Here is a 22,969-nt window from a genome sequence, read left to right as displayed (position 1 = left end):
TTATACCGCTACCTGAGCTTGGTATGCTTCCGCTGAAAGAAGTCCGGCTACGTCTGCCGAATCATTAAGCTTCACTCGAACCAGCCAACCGTCGCCATAAGGGTCTTGGTTTACTAACTCCGGTGAACTATCTATCTTCTCATTGACGGCAAGTATGGTGCCGGTGACGGGCATAAACAGGTCTGATACTGTTTTTACTGCTTCGACGGTGCCGAATACTTTGTCCTGCGCGACTTCCTCACCGACCGTGTTGATGTCCACAAAGACGATATCACCCAATTCTCGCTGTGCAAAATCGGTGATGCCGATTACGGCTTCTTCGCCTTCCACACGAATCCACTCATGGTCTTTCGTGTATTTTAAATCTGTAGGAAAAGTCATTAAAATATGTTTTGCTGTTTACTGTTTCTATCGACATGCTCACCAGTTGACGACAAGTGCAGGCGCATGTGGACGCTATGGATTAAATCCTTGGCAAAAATAGAATTATAAGATGAAACGGCAAAATACCTTATCTTTATCCCCTCCATGAACAACTATGTACAAAAGCTATATACCATCGCCGGAAAGAAATCCCGGTTGATTATCGGTCTCATGTCCGGTACGTCCATGGATGGGCTGGACATAGCGCTCTGCCGGATTTCAGGCAGCGGGAGACGCACGGGGCTAATACTCCACCGGTTTATGACAAAGTCTTATTCAGACGCATTTCGCCATCGCATACGAAAAGTCTTCGCCAAGCGGTCCATTGACCAGCAGGTGCTGTGTGGGCTGCATGCACTGATCGGACAGGTGCACGGTCAGCTGATAAATGAAGCGTTGCACGGATGGGGAATCAGCAACGAAAAGATTGATCTTATCGCCAGCCACGGTCAAACGGTATTTCACGCGCCACAGGCACTTACTGGAAGTAGTGACTATCCTAATAGTACCTTGCAGATCGGGGATGGCGACCATGTCGCGGTAACCACGGGTATCATTACGGTATCTGATTTCAGGCAGAAGCATATTGCTGCGGGAGGGGAAGGTGCCCCTTTGGCAGCATATGGTGATTACCTGCTGTATACCGATGAGTACGAAACACGTGTGTTACTTAACATTGGTGGTATCGCCAACTTCACGGTCCTGCCGGCAACAGCCGGCGGGAATCTTTGTTTCGCCGCGGATGTAGGGCCGGGGAATACGTTGATGGATCAATACATGCAGGCGCACATGGGTATGGAGATGGATCGCGACGCCGCTGTCGCGTCAACGGGCGCAGTTAACGAGCCGTTGCTGATGGCATTGCTTGACCATGAGTTTTTTTCGTCGCCGTTCCCCAAAACCACTGGGCCGGAGTTATTCAACCTGCAATACCTTTCGGCAGCTCAACGGGTGTCGGAAACGGAAATGCTGCCAGCAGGCGATGTGCTGGCGACGTTATGTGCATTTTCTGCTTCGGCGATCGTGTCGGGTATCCGGCGTACGGCGCTGCACTATGGAAGCACGAGGGTGTATGTAAGCGGTGGCGGCCTGCACAATCCGCTGCTTCTGCGTTTGATTAAGGAGGGACTGCCGGATGTACAGGTGTCTTCGTTTGCCGAATTAGGTATACTGCCAGATGCCAAAGAAGCCGCTTTGTTTGCTTTGCTGGCTAACGAGACCGTAGCCGGGGATGCCGAGAATGTGGCGTCTATCGTGGATGCACCGAAGGTGTGTATGGGCAAAATCAGCTTTCCTGCTTGAAACTACTCCGCTCCGAGCGCTTCGTGCAAAAACAGCTTGAATCCGTGCATGCTCCGGAATGCTTGGAGTACCGTGTTCAATGCAGCTTCTCTTGTCAACGCTTCATCGGAAAAAGGGACCACCGCAGTAAAACTTTTAAGCTTGATCAATTCGATGTACGGATTGTCAACGTCAAAACCGGCGGGCGGCCGCTTTAATTTGTCCTGCATATCCAACTGGCAATGCTTCTTGAAATCCGGTTCGTTCAATAGCTTTTGTAAACGGGCCCCGTTATAATCAATCTCCTGCCTAATGGCCGCCAAATGCTCTTTCTCGGGCCGCCAATACCCTCCGGCGGCAAAACTGCCGCCAGGTTGGATGTGCAGGTAATACTCCGGTCCATTCAATTTGCGGCCAGCGGTAGAAATCCCTGCGCCCAACCAAGTTTTATACGGTGTTTTATCCTTACTAAAGCGTGTGTCGCGGTATATACGGAACAGGCATTTCGAAACCGAAATGTCTTCGGAGATATATGGGTCTGTTTCAGCGAGCCCCTTAATAACTGCTCCCGTGAATTCTTTCATGTTCTCCCAAGCACGCTCGTATGCTTCGCGGTTTTCCTGGAACCATTCTCTGTTATTGTTTTCCTTGATTGCAGCGAGGAAGCTAAATGTACTTGGATATAGGTTTGTCAACATCAGTGTGTACGTTTTGTCATTCATTATAATACGGTTAGCAGAAATGCAAGCACCGCCGGCCCGGCAAGCAGTAATCCGTCAAATCGGTCGAGCAAACCACCGTGCCCCGGTAGCACCGCGCCTGAATCTTTTACTTGTTGGCTGCGTTTGAGCATCGACTCGACCAGGTCCCCGAATGTGCCGAATAAAGCGATGATCAGCGCCATGACCAGCCATTGCCATTGTGCTAACTGCGGGAAATAGTACGCCAAAACCATTGATGTGATTAACGCAAGCAGGACGCCGCCAACGAATCCCTCCCATGTTTTCTTGGGCGAAATGCGCTCAAAAAGACGATGCTTTCCGAAAAGCTTTCCAACGAGGTAGGCACCCGTATCATTGGCCCAAAGGATAAGTATAAAGCCCAGCGGGATACGGTAGTCGTACACATCGGACAGAAAGCCTAGGGAAAGAAAAGAGGCAAATGGCAAGATTACATAGACAATACCCAGCAACGTGTATGCAATGCCGATAAACGGCTTTTCCTGTTTTTTGTATAGGGGAGCTATAAATATGGCTGACACTAATGGAACAATTAACATTAGGTAGTTTAAGGGCACCCACCCCAAACAATACCCGGTGTAGAGCCCGAACAACGCCGCACCGGCAGACAGCCCCAACAGCCGTTGCGGGGTACCCGCGCTGTCCGCGATAATCCGGTAAAACTCGCTTAGGCAGTACACGCTAAGCAGCATGAAAAATATGGCGAATAGGTAAACGCTTAGCAGTATAGAAGCGAGTACTACGGCTACGAAGAAAAAGGCGGTAATAGTCCGTACTCTCATTGTGGTTATGCTTCGTTGTCTCCGCGTTCCATCTTGCCTATCAGATCGCGCGCAAGTGCTTCTTCTGATTCATGTACGTACAGTTCCAGCTGCCCGAAGCGATAGGACGAGTCTTGTTTATTGATAATCACAGCAGATACTTCATGTTCCTCCAACATTTGCTTGGTAATCTCTGCTTGAAACGGGTTGGTGGTAGTGAAAAGTTTAATCCAATGCTTTTCCATGTTGTCGTGTGTTTCCTGAAGTGGCTGTTTTGTAGTACTGATATAATAGGACCGCCGTAAGTACAAAACTAATAAAATATAACGATGTGGGTATCTGCTCGCCCAGGTCCATCTCATTAAGCGATTTGCCTTGCCTGCGCAGGTAGAAGGCAGATAGCGTAGCGGCAGCATTGTTGATGAAGTGTGCCAGGACAGGCAACCAAATATTTTTGCCCCAGAAAAGCAGGTATCCAAACAGGGCGCCAAGCAGCATCCTGGGGAGGAAGCCATAGAACTGTAGGTGAATGGCGCTGAAAACAATGGCGGTGAGCCATATGGCTACGTGCGGGTTTCTGAGCCAGCGGGTCAATATTCCTTGTATACAGCCCCGGAAAAGGAATTCCTCGCCGATAGCTGGTATTACGGCTACGACAAAAAGGTTGACCAATAGCCCCCAGTAAGAGGTGTCCGAGAGCAGCAGGTTGGTCAGCCTTTCGAGTTCGGCTTCCTTCGTCTTCATCCAGGTCTCAAGGCCTGAAAGTGCTTCCGGGAGCTGCATCTGCTCGTTCAGTTTAATAGTCTGCTCAAAAACCGGTGCTGAAAAAAACATGATGCCAATGACCATGAACCATAGCGTCGGATGTGCCCGCGCTTTGAAATAAAGATAGCGGTACCGCTGCTTTTCTACGACGCCCAGCAGCAATGCCGGTAGTACAAACGTACCGATACTGGATCCCGCTTGGAAGATTTTGAGGAAATCTGCATTAGCTGAACTTCCCGACAAAAGACCTTCGAGGCCATCGATGCCAGCAGTAGGCCCGATAACAGCCAAGCCTATCAGCAGGGATATTATTCCAAATAAAATGGCGCCTGCAACGACCATTGCCAATAACAAGATCAAGGACGTTGCCGGATGGTTCCCTCCGTGTTGCGGGAGGCTGCTTCCCGAAGCATCATATTTGGACATGGAGCGTTTTGTTATTTTGGGGATGAAGATACGGATTGCGGCCGACACTCGGAAAAATGCAGCGAATACATTATATTTGAATTGTACTAACTAGGGGGGCGATGATGAAAGCCTTGCCAATTGTATTCCTTTTATTCTTGAGCTGTTTATTGTTAAAAGTAAACGTAACGGCACAGGAAGAGTACATTCTACCGCCGTCGCGGACACTGACCGTGATACCTTTCTCACTTGCGGCAGAAAGTGTAGTGCTGGTAAAGGCTGTCCTTATAGGCCATAAAGATACACTTACCTTTATACTGGATACCGGAAGTAGCGGAATTTCGCTCGATTCGGCGACAGCCAATGCGCTAAACTTAGTGCCGCAAGCGTCTGACATCAATATCCGGGGAATAGCCGGGCTGCGGAAAGCCGAGTTCCTTTATCGCCAGAAACTTAAGCTGAACGAACTAATCATAGACAGCCTTAATTTCCACATCAACGATTACGAATTTTTATCCTTCATTTATGGAATAAAAATAGACGGTGTAATCGGCTATTCGCTGTTCAGTCGATACATCGTTAAAATCGACTATGACGTGCAGGAGATCGAGATATGCTCGCAAGGTCCTATCAAATATCCAAAAGGAGGCTTTTTGCTCCGACCGTTTATCCGGACGTTGCCGGTACAGTCTGCCCGGATCAAAGACAACCGTAAGATTACCTCACGCTTTCTCTTTGACATCGGCGCGGGCCTGTCGCTGGTGTTGTCTCGTGACTTTGAGCAGGATAGCGCAGTTGTGCGCAAGAAGCGCAAACGGTTTCCCGTAGAAGCACACGGTGTGGGCGGAAAACTGTCCATGGAGATGACCCTGGTCAAAGATTTCCGATTAGGTCCTTACCGTTTCCGGAAAGTCCCCACTATGGTGTTTGAAGATGAGTATAATGTGACATCGTATCCGTATCTGGGTGGACTGATTGGTAATCAGCTATTGAAACGGTTCAATACGGTGTTAAATTACGAAAGGCGCGAAATTTACTTAAAACCAAACACATTGTTCCGGGAGCCATTCGAGTACTCATACTCCGGGATGGAATTGTATTATATCGATGACTTAATTGTTGTTGGCTCCATCGTCAAAGGCTCACCGGCAGATATCTCCGGTCTTAAAGAAGGGGATATCGTCTTTGCTATTGACAATAACGCCAATCAGGATTTTATACAGTATAAGCGAGCACTGATGACTGCAAAAAAGAGAGTGAGGCTGATTATCCGGCGCGGCGAAGAGTTGGTCGAAATTCGGATGAAGTTGCAGAGTTTGCTTTGACGCTCGGGAAACGTCGCCCGAATATTGCTATCTTAGCCATATAGAAATAACGCACATCGTGAAGAAACTAGACGTAAGTAGACAGGAGAAGGCAACATTGGATGAAGCTATAGACCATTGGCAGGAGCAGGGATTATTGGATGAGACAACTTCAAAGCGCTTGGCCGACTCATATGATGTAAAGGGTTTCGACTGGCGGCGCTTAGCTCAGTACGCGTTTTGGATAGCAATATCATGTGTTATCTTAGCTTTCCTCTCGTTATTTGCTGACAAAATGGTCCTCCGGTGGATTGAGCGGCTTTACGATACACCCGATGTGGCGATTTGTGTTTTTTGCCTAGTGCTAGCGGTCGTTTTTTACCTATTTGGATTTCGGAATAAGCGAATATATCCAGATAAGACGTTCAGCAGCGAAACATTGATGGCGTTGGGGGTACTGGCTACCGCTGCCTTTATCGGATATCTTGGCAGAATCATCGACAAGGGTTCAGGGCATTTTTCCTTATTGTTTTTAGCTTCAGTGGTCATATACGGTGTGCTGTCTGTTAAATTGTCGTCCAAGCTGATCTGGGTTTTTACATTGATTAGCTTTGGAATCTGGTTCGCTACTGAAACGGCGTATCACAGCAACTGGGGGTTCCGGTTTTGGGGGATGAATTACCCACTGCGCTTTACGTTATTCGGTGCATTGCTAACCGCATTCTCACTGTTCTGGCAACCGCGTATCACGCCCCTGCGGCCTTTCCATCAAATCAGCTATGTTGTTGGGCTTACCTATCTGATGATTGCCTTATGGCTGTTATCTATTTTCGGCAACTACAGCGACTTGGACAAATGGTCACAAGTGAGGCAATGGCATATCTTTTACTGGGGGCTTTTATCATTGGCCGTGTCGTTGGGTTTGGCTTGGTATGGTCTCAAGCACCGGGACAATATAGCGAGGGAGTTTGGTATCGTTTTCCTGATAATCAATATTTATACTCGCTTCTTCGAGTATTTATGGGATAATATCAACCGAGCTGTCTTCTTCTTGCTGTTGGCGGGTTCGTTTTGGTACATTGGTCGTTGGGCGGAGCGGATATGGACTGGTAGGGAAGCGAAATAATCCTTACCCTATGCTTGTTTTATGAACTGCACGCTCGCCAGAATTTTAACTTCATCGCTTACCACCACAGCGCCGGCTTCAGTGACAGCACTCCAGGTAAGGCCAAATTCTTTACGGCTCATATTGCCGGACACTTCAAAACCAACTTTGAAGTTGCCATAAGGGTCGGTTACCGTACCGCCTAATTCTACATCGAGCTTCATCGGCTTCGTGGTTTCCCCTACGGTTAGATCGCCATGCAGTAGAAATTCGCGCTCGCTTTTCGTTTCGATAGCCGTTGAAGTAAAGGTGATTCTGGGATGCTTTTCGGCATCAAAGAAGTCAGCAGACTTCAAATGCTCGTCGCGCTGTGCCTGGTTCGTATCGATGCTGGCCGTATCGATTGTAAAATCCACCTTGCCGGTTGTAAAATCTGATTCGTCTTCGGTTACAATTGTTCCGTCGAATGAACGAAAATATCCGGTCACGGTTGTGATTACCAAATGTTTTACCTTAAAGGTCAATTCTGAATGGGCGGGGTCCAGTTTCCATGTAGTTGCCATAGTCGTTTTTTTTGTATAACAAGAGAGTCCGTGTCAATGTTTAAACGATTTTTAATCCAGGCTTGTCTAAGCGTTAAAAGCGACCCGTATCTAGGCCTACGATCCTTTAAGTTATTGGGTCCTTATAGGGTTTTTATAGGGGTTTCATAGGGGGATTATAGGGGCGGTTCCCTTTGAAACAACTATAAGGTACCTATTACGTATTAATCGGCTGTGAATAAAGTTAGCTAGGAGTAGGCGTGCGGGTGCCTACACCTCGGTATTGGGAATTTTCCGAAAGAATATTCTATTGGATTTCGATACTATAGGTAATGTTCACACCACCTGCAGCCAGCATATCGTGTACAGAGCAGTATTTCTTGACGGCTAGTTCAGCGGCTTTTTCGGCTTTTGTTGGTTCGATGACGCCTTTCAGGAAAAAAGAAAGGTGAATGTCGGTAAAAATGTTGGGTGTCGCTTCACGCCGTTGTCCTTCAACGTCGATGCTAAACTCATCGATCTGTTGGCGCTGTTTTTTGAGAATGTTCACCAAATCTAAGGCGCTGCACGAGCCAAGCGCCATCAACACCAATTCCATGGGGCGTGCGCCCAGACCTTTTCCGCCGATATCCGGAGAGCCATCAATATGAATTTTGATATCGGTGGTGTCGCTGCTGCCTTCGAAGTGAACAGCTTCATTGACCCTTTTTAAGGAAATTTTCATCCGAATTCACTTGTTTTATGTTGCGATAAAGCTTGCCTGCCTCCCGGACGGAGCGAACTCCTACTGGTTCATGTCCCTTTCCTTGCGGAGAACTTACGCAAGTTCTATTTTATATCAACTGTTGTTTAACGCCTGGGTAATATCATCAATAATATCATCGATGTCTTCCAATCCCACAGATATCCGAACGCTGCCGGGCTTTATACCCAACTGCAACCGCTCTGCTTCTGTCAATTTAGAGTGCGTCGTGGATGCGGGATGCGTAGCAATACTACGCGAGTCGCCCAAGTTCGACGTGATGCATACCATCTTTAGCGCATCTAAAAAGCGTTTGGCTCGATCAAAACCACCTTTGATGACAAAAGTGACAATACCTCCTCCAGCTTTCATCTGTTTTTTCGCAAGCTCGTATTGTGGGTGCGAAGGCAGAAACGGATAGCGCACGGCCTCTACCTCCGGATGCCCTTCAAGGGCCTGCGCCACCTGCAGTGCGTTGCTGCAATGGCGGTCCATCCGTAAGCTCAGTGTTTCCAAGCTTTTAGATAGCAACCATGCATTGAAGGGTGATAGTGAAGGGCCGGTATGGCGGATAAAGAACATCAATTCATCAATGAGCGCCTTTTTACCCACAACCACTCCACCCAATACGCGCCCCTGGCCATCCATGTATTTAGTCGCTGAATGACTGACGAGGTCAAACCCATATTTAATGGGTTTTTGCAGGTATGGCGTAGCGAAACAGTTGTCCACATTGAGGATAACGTTAGGATATCTTGCTTTGAATTTGCCCAACCATTCTAAATCTACCAATTCCAGTCCGGGATTTGACGGCGTTTCGAGAAAGATCATCCGTGTGTTTGGGCGTATTGCTTTTTCCCAGTCCTCCGGACATGAAGCATCTACATAGGTAGTGGTGATGCCCCAACGGGGGAGTAGTTTGGTGAAAAGTTGATGCGTGGATCCAAATACCGCCCGGGATGAAACAATATGATCTCCGGTCTTTAGCAATGCAGCAAACGAGGCGAACACCGCAGCCATACCTGAAGAAAAAGCTAACCCAGCTTCTGCACCTTCCATGGCGCATACTTTGTTTGTGAATTCCGTTGTATTGGGGTTGGAGTACCGTGAATACACATTGCCGGCCTCTTCCTCAGCAAATATCGCGCGCCCTTGCTCCGCACTGTCGAAAATAAAGCTTGAAGTAAGGTAAAGCGGTACAGCATGTTCGCGGTATGGAGAGCGGTCGGCCTGCTCTCGGATGGCCTTCGTCTGTTCGTTCATGTCCAATTTTAGTCGGACAAACTTAGCCAATGTCGCGGTGATATGCAAGTCACCTCACCTTCTCCCGCTCCCGCATCTGCTGGTCCAGTGAATATGGGCCCGACCCCACCACGAAAAATAGGGACAGCAGAAGAAGCACGATGATCGAAACCCAAAGTTCCGAATTGAGGAAGGACAGCCCTCGCGTGATGTTTACAAAAAACACCGCGCCAATTAGAATTGGAAGTTGAAATCCGATGGCTACGCGCGTGATGAGGCCGATGGCGATTAGGATGCCGCCTACCAAATGCGAGAAAGCTATGTAGTGGACAGCCCCCCAAGTATAAATCTGGATATGCGTTTCCTCAATCAACCGCCTCAGCGATTCGGTGTCGGCCAGAAAGGTGACGCCTTTCATAAAAATAACGATGCCGAGTGCAATACGCATGATGTCCAACCACCGCGGGTGATGAGTGTCGCCCCAATGTTCGATGCGTTCAATGACATTCATAACTAACCTCCTTTCAGGTAAAAATTGGTAACTATACCATGTGAGTTGATGCTTAAACAAAAAAGCCCGTCTTTTGTTTGAAGACAGGCTAATTATCGAATAAGTGAAAACCTATGCGTATTCGTTACTTTTTGATGTACATTACCTCTTTTACCGCCTTAACTACCCGTTCTACATTGGGTAAAGCCGCTTGAATGAGTGTCGGTGCGTAGGGTAAGGGTACGTCTGCGGACGTAATCCGCACCACAGGAGCGTCAAGGTAATCGAAAGCGTCGCGCTGCACCTTATAGGCAATCTCGGCGGAGATTGATGCCAACGGCCATGCTTCCTCAACGATGATGAGACGGTTTGTCTTTTTCACCGAATTGGTAATCGCATTGTAGTCAATGGGGCGCACGGTGCGCAGATTGATGACTTCGGCATTGATTTCTTCGTTGGCCAGCTCTTTCACGGCGGGCTCCACCACACGGGGTAGCATTTTGCCGAACGTCACGATTGTCACATCAGTACCCTCTTTCGCGACATGGGCTTTGCCCAGTTCGAGGTAATACTCTTCGTCAGGAACTTCTCCTTTATCGCCGTACATGACCTCGGATTCCATGAAAATCACTGGGTCCGGATCAATGATCGCTTGTTTCAGCAAGCCCTTCGCGTCATAGGGATTGGCAGGTACCACCACCTTCAGCCCCGGGGTATTGGCGTACCAATTTTCAAAATTTTGAGAGTGTTGCGCCCCAAGCTGCCCGGCATTTCCCGTAGGCCCACGAAAGACAATAGGAATTGGAAATTGTCCTCCGCTCATGGAATACATTTTGGCTGCCGAGTTGATGACCTGATCGATAGCAACCAATGAAAAGTTGAACGTCATGAATTCAATGATCGGCTTAAGGCCATTCATTGCGGCACCGATGCCAATACCTGCAAACCCGAGCTCAGCGATTGGGGTGTCAATCACCCGTTTCGGGCCAAATTCATCCAACATGCCTTGGCTAACCTTGTACGCGCCGTTATACTCTGCCACTTCCTCGCCCATCAAAAAGATCTTTTCATCTTTGCGCATCTCTTCGTTTAAGGCTTCGCGGAGCGCTTCTCTGAATTGTATTTCTCTCATCAGTTATCTATCGGTGTCAAAAAAAATTTCGCACGCAAAACTACTATAAAAAATTGATATTTCAGGTCGTTCACCTGTCAAATTTTTGTGTGTATTGACCCGTCTAGCCGCGATGTGCATCGATAAAATCGATCAGCCAACGGTTGAGGTTTTTGACCGCTAGCGGTATTTGCCAACCCGCTTTGTTGCGGCGTTCGACGTAGTTGGATATTGCACGTACCTGTGCCACTGGTATTCCTGAATATTGTGCTGCATAGAAAACGGCGGCCCCTTCCATGCTTTCCGTTTGTGGATTTAGCCGATTCACCACATCAGTAATGGTGGCCTCATTGCCATGTATGCTGTTTACCGTTATTCCCTTGCATTTGCGTAATCTTTCCAGAATGGGGGCGTCAATGCTCGCCGTACCAAGGAAAGTGCCCCTTGCCAGCGCCAAGGTTTCGATATCAATAAAGTGTTCGCCGTCCTCGGCTCCAAGTTCAGCAAAGGTGTCTTCATAAACGTTTACTACTTCACCCATTGTGATGGAGCGATCGAAACTACCGGCTATACCTACGTTAAGCAATAGGTCGTAGCGCGCAGTAGCAAGCCGTTGGCCCAAAGCAAAGGCCGTGGCTACCATGCCAACGCCGGTAACTAAGACATCAATCCCCCGGCGCCGCTGACCGGGCAATCGGAGGAATGGCAAAATTTCCATTTCTGTTGCAGCTATGACCAATATATCCATGCGCTTCTGCGGGCTAATGTACGCAAAATGCGCTAATGTCGGTATTGCTTATTGATGTAGTGCGTCATTGATTTTCTTACTTTTGTCGGTGATGGATTATTTCAGACTGCTTTTACTTCCTTTTTCAATATTGTACGGCCTGGTGACTTGGCTTCGCAATAGATGTTACGATTGGCGGTGGATCAAGAGCACATCGTTTGATAGGCCGACCATCGTGGTGGGCAACCTTGCCGTAGGCGGCACTGGAAAAAGCCCGATGATTGAGTACCTCATTCGCTTGCTTGATGGACAATATAAGTTGGCTACGTTGAGCCGTGGATATGGCCGCAGAACCCAGGGCTTCATGGAAGTCCAGGTGGAGAGCACGGCGGCCGAAAGTGGTGATGAGCCACTTCAATTTAAACGTAAGTTTCCTCACGTCACGGTGGCCGTTGGAGAGGACCGTGTGAAAGGAGTAAGGCAGCTGTTTGAAACTGGCCATGACGTCGTTCTATTAGACGACGCTTTTCAACACCGTGCGCTGGATCCCGGATTTGTTATATTATTATTTGAGTATCATGCGATGGGCCGGCCCAGATTGTTGTTGCCGGCCGGCAATTACCGTGATGGGCTGTGGGAGCGTAGGCGAGCAGATCTCCTGGTGATTACCAAAACACCGGATGATGCGGCGGCGGCAGAGAAAGAACAGATACGCCGTAGGCTATCGGGAAGTGAGAATATTCCCGTTCTTTTTACCGGTATCAGTTATGGGACACTTGTTCCTGTTTTTCCGACCAATCGAAATGCGGCTCTACTCGATGCGAGCCTTTCCATTTTGCTTGTTACCGGTATCGCCAATCCCACCCCGTTACTCCGTTATCTTTCGGCACAGGTTGCGGAGGTTGAACAATTGCGATATCCTGACCATCATGAGTATACATCCACAGACCTTCGAAGAATTATAAACCGGTTCAATGGCTTGTCCAATCCCCGTAAGCTTATTGTTACCACGGAAAAAGACACACAGCGTTTCCTGCTTCCTTCGCTTCGCGGACTTTTAACGGGCCTGCCGCTGTACGTGATGCCGATCCGTGTCAGCTTTGATCATAAAGAAGAGCAGACTTTTCAGCAGATGGTGCTAGCCTATTGTGAAGCGCAGCTGGCACCACGGTGATGCAAGCTGCCCTGAGTATCTATGGTAGTTGGAAAGAAATGGCCGATTGTTGCGTAAGTGCTTTAGCCGGTCTTTAGTTTCTTTTGGATGTCCTGCACGTAAGATTTGAACTTTTTATCCGTTTCAATGAGGTCCTCCACCGTTTGGCAGGCATATATGACTGTGGAGTGGTCGCGGCCACCGAAAAATGCGCCGATGGATTTCAATGATGTTTTGGTATGGTTCTTTGCCAGATACATGGAAATTTGCCGGGCTTGGACGATCTCCCGTTTCCTTAACTTTGATTTGACCATCTCCACGGGTACCTCAAAATAATCGCATACCAGTTTCTGAATGTAATCCATCGAGATTTCCTTGTGGGTATTCTTGATGAAATTTTTCAGCATGGATTTGGCTAAGTTGAGATCGATCTCTTTTTTATTCAGTGTAGCCTGTGCCAGGAGTGACACCATGGCGCCCTCCAGTTCGCGTACGCTATTGTCAATCTGATTGGCTACGTATTCGATGACGTTGTCTGGCAGCTCAATACCATCGGTATACATCTTCTTTTTGAGTATAGCCATCCGCGTCTCCAGATCGGGTACTTGCATATCTGCGGAAAGCCCCCATTTAAAGCGGCTCAATAGGCGTTCTTCTAACCCCGCGAGATCTTTTGGCGGCTTATCCGAGGTAAGGATAATCTGTTTGCTTGACTGGTGGAGGTGATTGAAGACATGAAAAAAAATATCCTGGGTACGTTCTTTCCCGGCGAAATTATGGACATCATCCATAATGATGACATCCATAGCCTGGTAAAAATTGACAAAGTCGTTGATGGTATTGTTTTTCAAGGAATCCACGAACTGCTGGCAGAACTTTTCGCAGGATACGTAGATAACCAGCTTATCGGGGAGGGTTTGCTTTATTTCGTTGCCTATCGCCTGTGCAAGGTGCGTTTTGCCAAGTCCGACGCCACCATATATCATCAGTGGGTTGAAAGACGTTCCGCCGGGTTTACTGGCAACAGCGAACCCTGCAGACCTGGCGAGCCGGTTGCATTCGCCCTCGATGAAATTGTCAAACGTATAATGCTGGTTCAGTTGCGGATCTACCTGCAGCTTTTTTAGGCCGGGAATGACAAACGGATTCTTGATATCCTTGTTCAATGCCACAGGTATGGGAATAGACTGCCTTTTGGCTTCCGCACCGTTGCCGCTTGATGGAATGTTGGTGGTATAGGGGTTGCTTGTAGATGACTTTTCCACTACGATATTGTATTCCAACCGCCCATTCTCGCCAAGATGCTTTTTAATTGTCTTGCGCAGCAAGCCTACGTAGTGTTCCTCAAGCCATTCATAGAAAAATAAACTTGGCACTTGAATGGTCAAAACGTTGCCCTCTAATCGTACAGCCTTAACGGGCTCAAACCAGGTCTTATAACTCTGTGCGGGAATGTTGTCTTTAATGATTTGAAGACAGCTATTCCATACACTCGCGCTCGTTTTTTCCATTCGTTAATTCTTAATAAGTTGATTTACAATAAATGACCGAAAAAATGTTGATAACTTCTCCGTGAAACGAAGATGGCAAAAAAAAATCAGCTAAAAAATTAAAAATTAAAATATCGAATACTTATCTATTAATCAATAACTTAGGCAAATTTTTTGGTGAAACAAGCAAGATAAAATTCGAGTCTGGAAAATTGTCAACATGGTTAACTCGAGTGGCATAACCTGCGTTAAAGTTAAGTAAACTTTACGCAAAGTAATTGTAAAAAATAAATAAAATCGGAAAGTTTACCGGGAAAGTCGACGGTTGCGCCTTTTAGCTGCGATCCAATTGATCGCTAAGACTGCTACGAGTATCAGCAAACCCAACACCTCGCGCGTCTCTTCTATCCAGGGCTTTTCTGCTTTCATACTTTTTACTAAGTCTTTGGCAGGGTGGTGCTGGAACCAATCGAGCGCTCCCTGTTTAAAAACAAGGAAGTACACGATAAACGCTGAATAGATGACGATGCCTAATGCGTAGGCGCGCCACAAATAGCGGCCTTTTGCGGCCAAGTAACATAACCACGCGCCGTACAGGTAGAGCGGCATCCACAAAAAAGGATCTTCATCGTTATATTGAAGCGCGGCGCTTGCCACAAACACGATACAGCATATAATATTGAACGCTTTCATGCAGGGATCTGTCTATCGGCCAAAGATAAATTTTTTAAAACCTTTTTTTAAGCTTCTTGTTGATTATTTAGATTGTGCCGGGAGTGCTTGAGCCAATCAGGCTGAGACTATATCCCCAAACCTGATCTGGATAATGCCAGCGAAGGAAAAGCACATGACGTACGACGAAAGTTGTACAAACCCTATCCCAACTATGGTTGGATAGGGTTTTTTTAGTAAATCAAAACGCTGGTTCTACGCTTGGCTCACACGTCCGCTTCCTCGTAAGCGCTTATTGGCGGACAGGCGCAGACGAGGGTTCGGTCACCCAGCGAATCGTTTACACGCCCTATGCTCGGCCAGAATTTGTGCTCACGCACAAAAGGCAATGGAAAAGCGGCTTGTGAGCGAGAGTAAGGCTTATCCCACACGTCGGCGCTTACGGATGCGATCGTATGCGGCGCACCTTTCAACAGGTTATTCGCTTGGTCGCACCGACCTTGCTCAATGGCTGCAACTTCTTCACGGATGGCAATCATCGCATCGCAGAACCGGTCCAACTCGGCTTTAGATTCTGACTCGGTGGGTTCTACCATTAACGTGCCAGCCACTGGGAAAGACACTGTAGGCGCATGGAAACCATAGTCCATCAGCCGTTTGGCTATGTCACCTACATCGACACCTGCCGCCTTAAAGGAGCGGCAATCCAATATCAATTCATGAGCGCAGCGGCCATTAGCCCCGGCATATAAAATAGGATAGTGTTTTTCTAACCTCGTTTTGATGTAGTTGGCGTTCAGGATAGCATATTTCGTGGCATTAGTTAACCCTTGAGCGCCCATCATGGCAATGTAGGCATGGGATATGAGCAAAATTGATGCTGAGCCCCAAGGTGCGGCTGATACGGCATTAATGCCTTGCTTGCTCACATCCACCACTCGGTGGTTGGGCAAGAAGGGTACCAGATGTTTCGCCACACCGATTGGACCCATGCCAGGCCCGCCCCCCCCATGGGGGATACAGAAAGTTTTGTGTAAGTTGAGGTGACAAACGTCTGCGCCGATTAGTCCGGGGCTGGTAAGCCCGACCTGTGCATTCATATTTGCGCCGTCCATGTACACCTGTCCACCGCATTGATGGATGATGTCACAGATTTCGATGATTGGTTCTTCGAAAACGCCGTGCGTTGACGGATAAGTAACCATCAACGCCGATAGGTTTTCAGCATGTACCTCTGCTTTGGCACGGAGGTCTGCGACATCGATGTTGCCGCGCTCGTCGCAGCGTACAACCACGACTTTCATACCCGCCATACTGGCCGACGCCGGATTGGTGCCGTGTGCGGATGCCGGAATGAGCACTACGTCACGATGAAACTCGCCCCGGCTTTCATGGTAAGCACGGATGACCAAGAGTCCGGCATATTCGCCCTGTGCCCCCGAGTTGGGCTGAAAGCTCACTTTTGCAAAGCCTGTTATCTCGCTAAGCCACTCATCCAACTCGGCTATGATTTGCATATATCCACCTGTCTGGTCCGACGGCGCAAAAGGGTGCAGTTTGCTGAATTCAGGCCAAGTGACGGGTACCATCTCCGTGGTACCATTGAGTTTCATTGTGCATGAACCCAGGGGTATCATCGAGTGGCACAGCGAAAGATCCTTTGCCTCCAGCGACTTGATATACCGTAGCATCTCATGTTCGGAATGGTAGCTGTTGAATACCGGGTGCGTAAGGTAGTCGGATGTGCGCTGCAATACTTGAGGTATTGCTGTGGAAGTCGTGGCGGCAATACCAGCCATGTCGATATCATTGATCGTTTTTCCTTTAAACTTTGCGAAAATGCGCACGATCGCTTCGATATCGTCGAAGGTGGTTGTTTCGTCGATCGAGATACCGGCGGCCGTATCCTGATAAAAGAAATTTATCTCGTTGTTGAGCGCTTCGGCCTGCAACGGGCCTGCTAACTCGCCCAGCTCTACCCGCAGCGTATCGAAATACGTTTCGTTGAGCTGCGCATAACCAAGTTGCTGCAACGCACGGTCCAAGAGGACGGTCAGCCCATGAATACGGTCGGCAATCCGTCGCAAACCTTTTGGCCCGTGATAAGCAGCGTAGAATCCGGCCATGATGGCAAGAAGTGCTTGGGCTGTACAGATGTTGGACGAGGCCTTGTCGCGGCGAATGTGCTGCTCCCGGGTCTGCAGGGCCATGCGCAGCGCGTAGCCGCCGGAGGAATCGACGGTTACACCGATGATACGACCTGGAATGTTGCGTTTATAAGCCTCTTTGGTAGCGAAATAAGCCGCATGCGGGCCTCCAAATCCCATGGGGACACCGAAGCGTTGCGTACTTCCCACGACGACGTCAGCTCCCCATTCACCCGGAGGTGCAAGTAGTGTCAGGCTTAACAGATCGGCGACCGCGCATACCGAGATGTCGCGGGCATGAAGTTGCTCGACCAAAGTTTTATAATCGGACACCGTACCAGTCCCTGTAGGATATTGTACCAATACGCCGAAAACGCTGTCTGTGTCCGGCATTTCTCCAAGGTCTCCCACACGCAATTCGATGCCATAAGACAACGCCCGCGTGCGCAATACATCAAGGGTCTGGGGGAAAGCATGCTGAGAAACGAAATAGGTGTTTGCTGCTTTGCTTTTGCGGACGCTATACTGCATGAACATCGCCTCGGCCGCCGCAGTCGCCTCATCCAATAACGACGCATTGGCTATTTCCATTGCCGTAAGATCGATGACCATCGTCTGGAAATTCAACAGCGCCTGTAAACGGCCTTGCGCGATCTCTGCCTGGTAAGGCGTGTATTGGGTATACCACCCGGGGTTTTCAAAAACGTTACGCTGGATTACACCCGGCAAGACAACGTCATAATATCCCTGGCCGATATACGACCTAAACACCTTGTTCTTGTCCGCAACCGTCTTTATTCTGCGCAAATAAGCCGGTTCTCCCAAGGCGCCGGGCAATGCAAGTTCATTTGTTGCCCTGATTTGCGGCGGTACAGTTTCTTCAATTAGTTGATCAATGGTGCTGACGCCCAAGGCATCCAGCATGGCAGCTGTTTCATCAGCGCTGGGGCCAATGTGCCGCTCTTCGAATTTTTCCTGGAAATGTATCTTATTCATGTAGCAAGTTTACTACCCGGGTGCAGCCATGGTGCTTGCTAGCAAGCAAACGGTAGTTTTAGGCCGCAAAGATACGGAATTCAATGCTGAAAAAAAAGCGGATCGACGAGTCAGCGTCGCTTATCGGAAAGCGCTTGAAAACCATAAAAAAAGCCACCACTGGGCTGCAGGGTCGCTTTCTTTATGGTTGTATATTTTTACGCCAATATTCTTACAGGCTCTTCCAGCAGCGATTTCAGTGTTTGCAGGAACGCTGCTCCTGTGGCTCCGTCCACCACGCGGTGGTCGCAGCTTAGCGTAAGTTTCATGATATTGCCGGGCACCACCGCTCCATTTTTTACCACGGGCACTTGCTGTATACCGCCTACGGCAAGGATGCAGGCATCAGGCGGATTGATGATCGCGGTGAATTGGTCGATGCCGAACATCCCCAGGTTCGAAACAGTGAATGTCGATCCCTCCCAATCGGACGGCTGTAGCTTTTTAGTTTTCGCACGTTGCGCGAAATCCTTTACTTCCGCAGAGATGTGCGACAGGCTCTTGCCATCTGCAAATCTCACCACAGGAACTAATAGCCCTTCATCTACGGCTACCGCCACGCCGATATTCACATGCTCGTTGTAGCGGATTTTATCCCCTAACCAGGAGGCGTTTACTGCGGGATGTTGCTTTAAGGCTACGGCAGCAGCTTTGATGACCAGGTCGTTATAAGAGACCTTCAATGAAGCCACCTCGTTGATCTTTGTTCGCGCGGCTATCGCACTGTCCATATCTACCTGGATAGTGAGGTAGAAGTGGGGGGAGGTAAATAAGCTTTCCGAGAGCCGGCGCGCAATTGTTTTCCGCATTTGGCTAACCGGTTTCTCCGTGTAGCGTTCCTCGCCTACAAATTGCGGAATATTAACGGTTGCCGCTGCCGTCTCACCCGTTGTCGGCTGTTGCGCAGCAGCTGGCGGTGCGGCTTGGGCCGCCGGAGTATGGGTTTCGACATCCTTTTTGATGATCCGGCCACCATCACCTGTTCCTTTCACATCGCTTAAGATAATGCCTTTTTCTTTCGCAATCTTGCGGGCCAGGGGCGACGCTTTCACGCGGGAATCATCCTGGCCTGATGCCGATTCCGGGGTTTCTGCCGGTGCAGCGGATTCGCGCTCTTGGCTTTCTTTGGTTTCGGAGCTTTTTTCGACCCCTTTATCCTTCGTGCTTTTGCTTGTGTGTTGTTTGAGGAGCGGCGTCACATCCGTACCTTCTTTGCCTACAATGGCAATAATATCGTTTACCTTTGCTGCTTCGCCTTTTTTTGCACCGATATGCAATAGCGTACCTTCGGCATATGCCGTCACTTCCATGGTGGCTTTGTCGGTTTCGACATCGGCAATAACATCATCGCTTTTTATCGTATCGCCTACTTTGAAATGCCATTCAGCGATGACTCCTTCGGTCATCGTATCACTCAGTAGCGGCATGGTGATGACCGTGGCGCCTAGCGATTCGGCAGTTACTTCATCGCCATCATCATCTTCCTCTTCCATTTCTTCCTTGGCGGTGCTTTCCTGTGCTTTCTCCTCGTCTTTAGGCTCTTTCTTGACGTCTTTTTTATCTTCAGCTGAGTCGCCGGTTTCCCCCTCTAGCAACGACTTGTAGTCTTCCCCCTCTTCACCCAAGACAGCGATAACCTCGTCAACCGGTACGGCTTCCCCTTCTTTCGGGCCAATATATAATAAAGTTCCTTCTTGGTAAGATTCGAAATCCATGGTAGCTTTATCGGTTTCTACCTCCGCTATCAAATCGCCGGAACTGACTTTGTCGCCTACTTTTTTGTGCCATTTTGCGATTACCCCTTCGGTCATGGTATCGCTCATTTTTGGCATTTTTACTACTTCAGCCATGTTATATTGCGGTTAATCCTTATTAAAACGTTAGTTAGTTACTTCAACAATCTTAATCCGTGATAAACGGATAATCTTCTTGAACATACACATCTTTATACAGTTCGTCCGGCTCTGGATAAGGGGATTCCTCTGCAAACTTGACGCATTCGTCGATGGTCTTCTTCACTTCAGCTTCTACTTCTGCAAACCAGTTTTCGTCGGCATACTTTTTCTCTGCAATGGCTGCTTTTGTCGTAATCAATGGGTCACGGCCCTTGTAATCTTCCAGCTCCTCTTTCGTGCGGTATTTTGCGGGATCGGACATCGAGTGACCCTTATAACGATAGGTACGCATTTCCAAGAAGGTTGGCCCCTCACCACTGCGTGCGCGTTGCACCGCTTCGTCCATGGCGTTGTGCACAGCGACCACATCCATTCCGTCCACTGGTGCGCTCGGCATGTCAAAACCGTGCCCCATTTTATAGATGTCAAGCATGTTGGTGGTGCGGGCTACAGACGTCCCCATGGCATAACCGTTGTTTTCGCAAACAAATATGACCGGAAGCTTCCAAAGCATCGCCATGTTAAGCGCCTCATTGAAAGCGCCCTGCCGTACAGCACCGTCACCCATATAGCACACGCATACATTGTCGGTTCCGTTATATTTCTCGGCAAATGCAATACCGGCTCCAAGAGGAATCTGTCCACCAACGATGCCATGCCCGCCCATGAACTTATGTTCTTTGCTGAAAAAGTGCATTGATCCGCCCTTGCCCTTAGAGCAGCCGGTTATCTTGCCATAGAGCTCAGCCATGGCCGCGTTGGCTGTGACGCCTTTCGCAATGGCGTGTGCGTGGTCACGGTAAGCGGTGATCATGGAGTCCTCGGGCCGCAACACCGACATGGCTCCTGCTACCACGGCCTCTTGGCCGATATAAAGATGGCAGAAGCCCCTGATTTTCTGCTGCCCGTATAATTGTCCGGCTTTCTCTTCAAATTTACGCATGAGCAGCATAGACTTATACCACTCCAAGTAAGTCTCTTTTGTTATCGGTGTCGAACTCATTTCAACATTTATTAGCTAATCAATTTTGGAAGGCAAACTTAGGCAAAATTGTTGTGATATGCAATTTGCAGCACGGGCATATCTTTCAAATACGCCAGTACCGGCCGTGTTTCATCATTTTCCCAAATACCATTATTGGTATTCGTTACAATTTGTACTAACTTTAATTGTTTTTTATTTTGACGTCCCACAAATGAAGTACCACAAACACATACCGAGCGCCAGGCGCGCGACCGTCCTAGTGGCCGGCTTATTGTTTTTTTCCGGATTTGCTGTAATCAAAGATGACTTGTTTCTCATCAGTAAAAACCTGGATATTTTTTCTGCGGTTTATCGTCAAATCAGCCTAAATTATGTAGATGAAACGGATCCGAATACATTGATCAAAACCGCGGTGGATGCGATGCTTAATGAACTTGACCCCTATACAGAATATGTCGTAGAAGCGGATGTCGAAGCGTACAAGCTTAAATATGTCGACACCAAATATGGCGGTATAGGTGCATCCGTTTTTGAACGCGATGGTAGCATCTTCATAGCCGAGTTATTTGCAGGGCATCCCGCCGCCCGGGCTGGGCTGCAGCCAGGCGACGAACTGATCAGCATAAACGGCACAGCGCTGAGGCGTAAATCTTCGGCGGCGGTAAGCCAACTGTTGAGGGGAGGCGAAAACAGCGCTATCCGGCTTATGGTACGAAAGCCTGGGCGGGAAGATGCGGAACTGTTGGTGCTAACTCGTGCGGTCGTTCGGCAACCCAACGTTAGCTATGAGGGCTTATTGGCGGAAGGTGTTGGTTACATCAAGTTGGATAAATTTTTAGAGCACGCTGCTAAAGAAGTGGAAGAAGCGCTGCATGGTTTGGCGAAGGAGGCCGAACTTAAGGGTTTGATTTTGGATCTGCGAAACAATGGTGGCGGAATTGTACAGGAAGCTGTTAAAATCGTCAACCTGTTTGTGCCTGAAGGCGAGCTCGTGGTCAGCCAAAAAGGCAAAAATGTAACCAAGACCCACAGCTTCCGGACAACGGCCAAACCGATTGCGCTAGACATCCCGCTTGTCGTGCTTATCAACCGACATTCTGCATCCGCTGCCGAAATTGTAGCCGGCGCATTGCAAGATTTAGATAGGGCCGTAGTTATCGGCGAACGGAGTTTTGGAAAGGGGCTTGTGCAACAGACGTTTAACCTTCCTTATCATAACATGGTGAAGGTTACCGTTGCCAAATATTACACGCCCTCTGGCAGGTGCATACAGTCGCTGGACTTTGTCCACAGGGATAGCAGCGGCGAGTTTACCCGGTTGCCGGATTCCTTAATCAACGCATTCAGCACAAAGAAAGGAAGGGTTGTGTACGATGGCAGCGGTATATTTCCGGATATTGCCGTGGAAAAACCGCCGTATCACGCAATAACCAAAGACCTATTGAGCAAGTATTTGGTATTCGATTATGCAACGAATTTTAAGCGGGAGCACGCCCGAATACCTGACGCATCCAATTTTGAGATCGACGATATGCAGTATGCTGATTTCATCCGGTTTTTAGAGGGGAAGAACTACCATTATTCGTCCAGGACGGCGGAGGTGCTTCGGCAATTAGTAGAATTGGCTGAAGAAGAAAAGAATCCGGATGAAGTCCTTCTGGAATTGCGTACGTTGGCACAAAAAGTATCCCATAGCAAGCAGCAGGACCTGATCAACCATCAAAAAGAGCTTAAAGAAGTGCTTGGCTCCGAAATAGCATCCCGTTACTACCATAGAAAGGGGCGGATAAGCTTCTCGTTTAAGCATGATCATCAGCTACAGCGCGCCATAGCATTGCTTGGAACCACCCACAACGAATATTATAGTATCCTCGCCGGTGAAGGTCAATATAAAATCATCGGGCGGCCCGAAGCGCTTTTGGCCGTCGCTGAAACCGCAGACTAAAAATTACCG

Annotated in this window: 21 protein-coding genes and 1 riboswitch; of the genes, 5 read left to right on the top strand and 16 right to left on the bottom strand. The window is 48.5% G+C overall.

Annotated elements, in window-relative coordinates:
* Positions 1 to 381 carry a glycine cleavage system protein GcvH gene (gcvH, locus tag ACFOET_RS21340; protein WP_379026549.1) on the bottom strand — a complete coding sequence of 127 codons (381 nt, stop codon included), beginning with the start codon at positions 379 to 381 and terminating at the stop codon, positions 1 to 3.
* 147 nt (positions 382 to 528) lie between these two features.
* Here gcvH and ACFOET_RS21335 point away from each other — a divergent pair, with 147 nt between their 5' ends.
* Positions 529 to 1,725, top strand: coding sequence for an anhydro-N-acetylmuramic acid kinase (locus tag ACFOET_RS21335; RefSeq protein ID WP_379026547.1), 1,197 nt, complete (start codon positions 529 to 531; stop codon positions 1,723 to 1,725).
* Positions 1,726 to 1,727: 2 nt separating this feature from the next.
* Here the strand turns inward: ACFOET_RS21335 and ACFOET_RS21330 are convergent, their stop codons facing one another.
* Genes ACFOET_RS21330 through ACFOET_RS21315 form a run of 4 tightly spaced genes read right to left on the bottom strand, consistent with a single transcriptional unit; the run spans position 1,728 to position 4,396 of the window.
* Positions 1,728 to 2,426, bottom strand: coding sequence for a DUF2461 domain-containing protein (locus ACFOET_RS21330; RefSeq protein ID WP_379026545.1), 699 nt, complete (start codon positions 2,424 to 2,426; stop codon positions 1,728 to 1,730).
* Positions 2,426 to 3,226 carry a phosphatidate cytidylyltransferase gene (locus ACFOET_RS21325; protein WP_379026543.1) on the bottom strand — a complete coding sequence of 267 codons (801 nt, stop codon included), beginning with the start codon at positions 3,224 to 3,226 and terminating at the stop codon, positions 2,426 to 2,428. The genes ACFOET_RS21330 and ACFOET_RS21325 overlap by 1 nt, the downstream gene beginning before the upstream one ends.
* Before the next feature lie 5 nt (positions 3,227 to 3,231).
* Positions 3,232 to 3,450, bottom strand: a complete 219-nt coding sequence (locus ACFOET_RS21320) for a putative signal transducing protein (RefSeq protein ID WP_379026541.1) — start codon at positions 3,448 to 3,450, stop codon at positions 3,232 to 3,234.
* Complete coding sequence (locus ACFOET_RS21315) at positions 3,431 to 4,396, bottom strand: CPBP family intramembrane glutamic endopeptidase (RefSeq protein WP_379026539.1); 966 nt, start codon at positions 4,394 to 4,396, stop codon at positions 3,431 to 3,433. Before ACFOET_RS21315 ends, ACFOET_RS21320 begins: the two co-directional genes overlap by 20 nt.
* Positions 4,397 to 4,497: 101 nt before the next feature.
* On the opposite strand from ACFOET_RS21315, the gene ACFOET_RS21310 reads away from it, so the two are divergent.
* The gene (locus ACFOET_RS21310) at positions 4,498 to 5,700 is read left to right on the top strand and encodes an aspartyl protease family protein (RefSeq protein WP_379026537.1); all 1,203 of its coding nucleotides are present in this window, start codon (positions 4,498 to 4,500) and stop codon (positions 5,698 to 5,700) included.
* A gap of 58 nt (positions 5,701 to 5,758) precedes the next feature.
* On the top strand, positions 5,759 to 6,805 hold the full coding sequence (locus tag ACFOET_RS21305; protein ID WP_379026535.1) for a DUF2157 domain-containing protein: 1,047 nt from the start codon (positions 5,759 to 5,761) through the stop codon (positions 6,803 to 6,805).
* An 8-nt stretch (positions 6,806 to 6,813) separates the two neighbouring features.
* Here the strand turns inward: ACFOET_RS21305 and ACFOET_RS21300 are convergent, their stop codons facing one another.
* From ACFOET_RS21300 to mqnB, 6 genes are all read right to left on the bottom strand, one after another.
* On the bottom strand, positions 6,814 to 7,347 hold the full coding sequence (locus tag ACFOET_RS21300) for a YceI family protein (RefSeq protein ID WP_379026533.1): 534 nt from the start codon (positions 7,345 to 7,347) through the stop codon (positions 6,814 to 6,816).
* Positions 7,348 to 7,633: 286 nt separating this feature from the next.
* Complete coding sequence (locus ACFOET_RS21295; protein ID WP_379026531.1) at positions 7,634 to 8,050, bottom strand: OsmC family protein; 417 nt, start codon at positions 8,048 to 8,050, stop codon at positions 7,634 to 7,636.
* Positions 8,051 to 8,164: 114 nt separating this feature from the next.
* The gene (locus ACFOET_RS21290; RefSeq protein WP_379026529.1) at positions 8,165 to 9,331 is read right to left on the bottom strand and encodes a trans-sulfuration enzyme family protein; all 1,167 of its coding nucleotides are present in this window, start codon (positions 9,329 to 9,331) and stop codon (positions 8,165 to 8,167) included.
* Positions 9,332 to 9,380: 49 nt separating this feature from the next.
* Entirely contained in the window at positions 9,381 to 9,821 is a 441-nt protein-coding gene (locus ACFOET_RS21285) for a DoxX family protein (RefSeq protein WP_379026527.1), read from the bottom strand.
* A 124-nt stretch (positions 9,822 to 9,945) separates the two neighbouring features.
* A complete protein-coding gene (locus ACFOET_RS21280) occupies positions 9,946 to 10,932 on the bottom strand; it encodes a pyruvate dehydrogenase complex E1 component subunit beta (protein WP_379026525.1) in 987 nt (328 codons plus the stop codon).
* A 103-nt stretch (positions 10,933 to 11,035) separates the two neighbouring features.
* Positions 11,036 to 11,659, bottom strand: a complete 624-nt coding sequence (gene mqnB, locus ACFOET_RS21275) for a futalosine hydrolase (protein WP_379026523.1) — start codon at positions 11,657 to 11,659, stop codon at positions 11,036 to 11,038.
* A 91-nt stretch (positions 11,660 to 11,750) separates the two neighbouring features.
* On the opposite strand from mqnB, the gene lpxK reads away from it, so the two are divergent.
* Positions 11,751 to 12,812 carry a tetraacyldisaccharide 4'-kinase gene (gene lpxK, locus ACFOET_RS21270; RefSeq protein ID WP_379026521.1) on the top strand — a complete coding sequence of 354 codons (1,062 nt, stop codon included), beginning with the start codon at positions 11,751 to 11,753 and terminating at the stop codon, positions 12,810 to 12,812.
* Between the two features lie 62 nt (positions 12,813 to 12,874).
* Here lpxK and dnaA read toward each other — a convergent pair whose 3' ends face one another.
* The 5 genes from dnaA to pdhA all read right to left on the bottom strand — a co-directional run bounded on the left by dnaA (position 12,875) and on the right by pdhA (position 21,033).
* The gene (dnaA, locus tag ACFOET_RS21265) at positions 12,875 to 14,302 is read right to left on the bottom strand and encodes a chromosomal replication initiator protein DnaA (RefSeq protein WP_379026519.1); all 1,428 of its coding nucleotides are present in this window, start codon (positions 14,300 to 14,302) and stop codon (positions 12,875 to 12,877) included.
* Positions 14,303 to 14,587: 285 nt separating this feature from the next.
* Positions 14,588 to 14,974, bottom strand: coding sequence for a transmembrane 220 family protein (locus ACFOET_RS21260; RefSeq protein ID WP_379026517.1), 387 nt, complete (start codon positions 14,972 to 14,974; stop codon positions 14,588 to 14,590).
* Positions 14,975 to 15,043: 69 nt separating this feature from the next.
* Positions 15,044 to 15,140, top strand: a riboswitch (TPP riboswitch).
* A gap of 79 nt (positions 15,141 to 15,219) precedes the next feature.
* The gene (gene gcvP / locus ACFOET_RS21255) at positions 15,220 to 18,096 is read right to left on the bottom strand and encodes an aminomethyl-transferring glycine dehydrogenase (protein WP_379026515.1); all 2,877 of its coding nucleotides are present in this window, start codon (positions 18,094 to 18,096) and stop codon (positions 15,220 to 15,222) included.
* Positions 18,097 to 18,293: 197 nt separating this feature from the next.
* Positions 18,294 to 19,985 carry a pyruvate dehydrogenase complex dihydrolipoamide acetyltransferase gene (locus tag ACFOET_RS21250; protein ID WP_379026514.1) on the bottom strand — a complete coding sequence of 564 codons (1,692 nt, stop codon included), beginning with the start codon at positions 19,983 to 19,985 and terminating at the stop codon, positions 18,294 to 18,296.
* A 52-nt stretch (positions 19,986 to 20,037) separates the two neighbouring features.
* Entirely contained in the window at positions 20,038 to 21,033 is a 996-nt protein-coding gene (gene pdhA, locus ACFOET_RS21245; RefSeq protein WP_379026512.1) for a pyruvate dehydrogenase (acetyl-transferring) E1 component subunit alpha, read from the bottom strand.
* A 193-nt stretch (positions 21,034 to 21,226) separates the two neighbouring features.
* Here pdhA and ACFOET_RS21240 point away from each other — a divergent pair, with 193 nt between their 5' ends.
* Positions 21,227 to 22,960: a S41 family peptidase gene (locus ACFOET_RS21240; RefSeq protein WP_379026510.1), complete on the top strand. Its 1,734-nt coding sequence runs from the start codon at positions 21,227 to 21,229 to the stop codon at positions 22,958 to 22,960.
* The last annotated feature ends 9 nt before the right edge of the window (positions 22,961 to 22,969 follow it).

Source organism: Parapedobacter deserti (assembly GCF_042646065.1).
Classification (GTDB): Bacteria; Bacteroidota; Bacteroidia; order Sphingobacteriales; family Sphingobacteriaceae; genus Parapedobacter; species Parapedobacter deserti.
The sequence above is the reverse complement of the archived record's forward strand: the minus strand, read 5'-3'. Positions and strand labels throughout refer to the sequence as shown.